General features: G+C 40.6%; 3 protein-coding genes. All 3 read right to left on the bottom strand.

The window, feature by feature from the left end:
- Nucleotides 1-142: 142 nt before the first annotated feature.
- Nucleotides 143-1948 carry a threonine--tRNA ligase gene (gene thrS / locus H9564_RS08915; protein WP_191685113.1) on the bottom strand — a complete coding sequence of 602 codons (1806 nt, stop codon included), beginning with the start codon at nucleotides 1946-1948 and terminating at the stop codon, nucleotides 143-145.
- A 338-nt stretch (nucleotides 1949-2286) separates the two neighbouring features.
- Nucleotides 2287-2895, bottom strand: coding sequence for a hypothetical protein (locus H9564_RS08910; RefSeq protein WP_191685112.1), 609 nt, complete (start codon nucleotides 2893-2895; stop codon nucleotides 2287-2289).
- A 239-nt stretch (nucleotides 2896-3134) separates the two neighbouring features.
- Nucleotides 3135-4754 (bottom strand): Nramp family divalent metal transporter, encoded by a 1620-nt coding sequence (locus H9564_RS08905; RefSeq protein ID WP_191685111.1) that lies wholly within the window; start codon nucleotides 4752-4754, stop codon nucleotides 3135-3137.
- Between the last annotated feature and the right edge of the window lie 289 nt (nucleotides 4755-5043).

The raw sequence follows: 5043 nt of genomic DNA, 5'->3' as shown, positions 1-5043 counted from the left end.
AGCTTTCTCGACTTCCTATTTCGCAATTAATTGGCAAAATAAACAAACAGCTCATACCTCCTCAAAGGCACGAGCTGTTTGATTGAAATTTATTCAATTTTGTTTATCAGTACTTCTTGACGAAGAACCTATATTTAATACTTTACTTTTCGCGTGAGTATGATGCAATATCAGCAAGAATTTCGTTCATAAATGCATCTTGGCTCATTTCATTTTGTTCCTTTTCACCATACTTCCGTACAGAAACACCATTGTTGTTCTTTTCTTCGTCACCGACAACAAGAGTATATGGAACCTTTTGAGTTTGAGCTTCACGAATCTTGTAACCCATCTTTTCGTTCCGGTGGTCTACAACGACACGAATGTTAGCAGCCTTAAACTTCTTAGCAAGTTCATCAGCGTATTCGCCGTGAGCATCTTCGTTAACGGGGATGATGTGAACTTGTTCAGGAGCTAACCAGGTTGGGAAGGCACCCTTATAAATTTCAGTAAGGTAAGCAATGAAACGTTCCATGGTACCAACAACACCACGGTGAATCATAACTGGCATGTGTTCTTGGCCATCGTTACCAACGTAGGTTAAGCCAAACCGTTCTGGGAGCATGAAGTCTAATTGGATGGTTGACATTGTTTCGTCGTTCCCTAAAGCAGTCTTAGTTTGAATATCAAGCTTTGGACCGTAGAATGCAGCTTCACCTTCTGCTTCGTAGTAGTCAAGGTTTAAGTCATCCATGGCAGCCTTCAACATTGATTGAGACTTTTCCCACATCTCGTCGTTAGCGTAGTACTTCTTGGTGTTCTTTGGATCACGAAGAGAAAGACGGAAACTGTAATCAGTAATATCAAAGTCCTTGTAAACGCTCATGATTAACTTCAAAATCTTAGCGAATTCTGAACGAATTTGGTCAAGGGCAACGAATGTGTGACCGTCGTTCAATGTCATTTCACGAACCCGTTGAAGGCCGGAAAGGGCACCAGACTTTTCATAACGGTGCATCATTCCAAGTTCAGCAATCCGCAATGGAAGATCACGGTAGGAACGAATATGGTGCTTAAATACTTGGATGTGACTTGGGCAGTTCATTGGCCGTAATTCAAGCATTTCACCATCACCCATGTCCATTGGTGGGAACATGTCATCGCGGTAGTGTTCCCAGTGACCAGAAGTCTTGTAGGCGTCGAGGTTCATCAAAACTGGAGTGTAAACGTGCTTGTAACCATCAGCAACTTCACGGTCAATGATGTAACGTTCAATTGTCCGACGAATAGTAGCACCTTTTGGCATCCAGTATGGTAAACCGGCACCAACCTTAGGATCAACGAAGAAGAGGTCAAGTTGGTTACCGATAACCCGGTGGTCACGTTCCTTAGCTTCTTGACGCTTCTTTAAGTCATCTTCTAGGGCATCCTTCTTGAAGAAGACAGTTCCGTAGATCCGTTGAAGCATTGGGTTAGAAGACATTCCCTTCCAGTAAGCCCCAGCAACGGAAAGAAGACGAAGGTTCTTAACAACGTCACCGTAAACGAGGATATCGGCATCAGCAACAGCTTTAACATCTCCAAGTTGGTACATTGCAACTTTACCATCCTTAGCACTTTCCTTAATCAGTTCACTTGAATAAGGATCAGCTTCAACTTCAGCAAGGGCATCTTCAAGAGCAACTTCAACAAATTCAACCTTTGCATCGTTCTTTGCAAGGCCCTTGATAACATCTTCAAGAGCTGGTAATTCATCAGCAGAAACTTGTTGGTTATCCTTGTCAGAATCAACGTGGAAGCCATCTTCATCGGCAACAGCTTCACCAAGACGAATTCCCTTAAATTCTTGCTTTAAAGCAGCCTTCAACATTAATGCTGAAAGCTTCCGTAATGCTTGTAAACTTTCTTTTGAATCCCGATCGATCTTCTTAACTGATCCATCTGGTGACATAACAGCGACTTGAGCCATAAACAATCTCTCCTTCTTTGTAGTTAAACAAAAAACGCCCCTAACGCTACTAAATTAAATAGCGTTAGGGACGTCAATTATTTCATAATTAGCGTGGTTCCACCCATGTTCAGGACGTACTAATAGCGTCCTCTCTAAAGGTGTATTAACGGACACGACCCGACTCACCTTATTTCGGTGAATGATAAGTAAAGGTGGTACAACAGAAGCTAGATCCTCAACGATGCTTCCAGCCTAGGCATCGACTCCCTGGTAGAGGGTAACTAAAATGCATATCCTTTAATTGCCTATGATTATATCACTGGGAGAGCGGATCGCAACCCCCTTTTTAAAAGTTTTTAGTGACTAGGACTTGAAGTAGGTGCTGGTGCTGGGGTAGAAGCAGGATGCCCACTGTTATTAGCTCCACTGTTATTGCTTTGGCTATTGCCAGAGTTACTTGGCTGTTGGTGATTATCTCCGCCATTGTTGTTATTTTGGCTTGGTTGTGGAGCACTTGGTTGGTTATCATGTGTATTATTATCATTGCCATTACCATTGTTAGTTTGGTGTTGGCCCTGGTTACTGTGTTGGGTTCGTGAACCACCATTATTTCCAGTTGAGTATGAGAAGGAATAGGTATCCTGGTTATCATCATCGGTTGTACTAGAAGAATGATGCTTTTTGTGGTGCTTCTTCTTATGGGATGATGATTTACTACTAGTGGAAACGGTAGTGTCATTAGTATCAGTATTAACAGGATCACGTTGCTTAATTAAAAAGACGATGATCATGATCACAAGAATTGCTAATAAAATTGCAAGAAGAATTTTAAAAAGACGATTCTTACCGTTAAAGTGGGGCATCTTTGGCTTCTTTGTTCCCTTATGAAGGTGGGAACGACGATTATTATTTGAATCATATAGTTGAACACGGGTTGGGCGTTCGTTGTTGTTTTGGTTATTCAATGAGTTCACCTCAGAGTTAAGGATGAGATTTATATTTTCAAAGATATATTATAACATTTAACCGAGTAATCAACTGGATTAGCAACATTTGAAACCAAAAAATTAGGAGCCGGGGATAAACCCAGCTCCTAATTTTATCTTTACTTTTATTTAGGGAGGAAAAGATATAGGAGTTATCTTATGCTTCCTAATATACAGGTAAAATTTGAAGAAATTATGAGTGAAAGATAAAGGAATCTTTAATCTTCAGCGAGATCGTTATGGTTACCAGTCATCTTTTCTTCTTTTTGACCAAATCCACGACCTTCAGCAGCAAAGCGCTTGTCACCACGGTATAATTCAACACATGTCCAAGCTAAGAGAACAAGGATAATAACGATAGTGATGTAGGCTAATACATCTGAAGTACCCTTTGACCAAATATCGAAACCTTCATAAGTTGAAGGAAGATTGTAAAGGTTTAAGAAAGTTAATGCAATAACTGAAATCCAACCACAAACCTTAACCCATGAACGGTTACGGAATTCACCCATTTCGACTTCACTGTTGGTCATCATTAGTAATGGCAACATTGAGAATGGAAGGGCAAAGGCCAAGAAGACCTGTGAGTTTTCCATCAAAAGGTTCAAAGCAGTGTGTTGTTGGATAGTTGATTCACCTGAAGTCATACCAACACAGATCAGAACAGGGATAACTGAAATGATCCGGGTAACAAGACGACGTGCCCAAAGAGGCATCTTCATGTGAACGAAACCTTCCATGATTACTTGACCAGTTAAGGTACCAGTAATGGTTGAGTTTTGACCAGAAGCAAGTAAGGCAACAGCGAACAGTGTTGAAAGTACACCAGATTTAGCCACTGCGATTAGGATTGGGTTACTAAGCATTGAAGTGTTGTTCAAGGCATCGTAAAGACCAAAGAATGAACTATCTTGAACTGCACCAGTCTTAAATACGGCAACCCCCATGATTAATAGTAAGGCGTTAACAACGAAGGCCAATGACAATTGAATGTTAGAGTCCCAAGTTGTAAACCGAACAGTTTGACGAATACTGTCCAAGTCGTTGTGATCGATTTGACGAGTTTGTGAAATTGCGGAGTGAAGGTACAAGTTGTGTGGCATAACAGTCGCACCAATGATACCTAAAGAACCACTTAATGGAGTGATTCCACCCATTTCTGGTGATTTTGCAATTGCCTTAGTAGAAGGCAGCAAGCCCGCAAAAGCAGCACCCCAGTTAGGGTGAGATAATGCAACTTGGTAAGCAAAGACAAATAAAATAACTAGAATCAAGCAAGCAACGATTGCTTCAATCTTCCGGAAACCAATCTTTGTTAATAATAGCAATACAAGAACATCAAGAACAGTAATAAATACTGATGGAATCAACGGAATGTGGAACAATAAGTTAAGGGCGATTGCGGCACCAATAACTTCGGCAATATCAGTTGCCATGATTGCCAATTCAGTCATAATCCAAAGAATAACACCTAATGCTTTACCGGTACGGGCCCGTGTTGCCTGGGCCAAGTCCATTTGACTCACGATCCCGAGTTTAGCTGCCATGTATTGAAGTAACATCGCAATCAAACTTGAAATCAAGATAGTAGTCATTAAGGTGTATTGGAAACTCTGACCACCGGTGATTGAAGTAGCCCAGTTACCGGGATCCATGTAACCCACGGCAACTAATGCACCAGGACCAGAATAAGCGAATAATGTTCGCCAGAAGCCTTTACCATGTGGAACCTTAACAGTTCCGTTAATCTCTTCAAGAGACTTACCGTTAGCATATTCAATTAAATGATGCTTACGGTGTTGATTTTTTGTGTTGTCCACGCCAAATCCACCTTTCATCTTTTTTTGTTAACACAAATTGAACAGATCGGTTAACTTAAATTGATTACTTTTTTAGGTTAACATAAAAAATAATGTACGACAATGGAAGACTGCCGATTTGACGGGCTTTGCTAGGGAGATGAGGAACCTCAAAAGACAATTTTTGGTTGGCCTAACAAGGATCGAACCGCTTTCAAAAAACGAAAATAAAATTTAAAATTAATAAAAATGGCAGATTGCAATAAATAACTTGAACAAATTTAGTGACGTAGATTAAGCAAGAAGATCTCAATTGGTGATCGCCAGT

Origin of the sequence: Limosilactobacillus avistercoris (genome assembly GCF_014836425.1) — a bacterium.
Classification (GTDB): domain Bacteria; phylum Bacillota; class Bacilli; order Lactobacillales; family Lactobacillaceae; genus Limosilactobacillus; species Limosilactobacillus agrestimuris.
This window is presented reverse-complemented; position numbering and strand designations above follow the sequence as displayed.

What these genes read in the sequence shown, in the direction of transcription:
- thrS (WP_191685113.1), bottom strand. Translation starts at nt 1,948, where the DNA reads ATGGCTCAAGTCGCTGTTATGTCACCAGATGGATCAGTTAAGAAGATC.
- H9564_RS08905 (WP_191685111.1), bottom strand. Translation starts at nt 4,754, where the DNA reads ATGAAAGGTGGATTTGGCGTGGACAACACAAAAAATCAACACCGTAAG.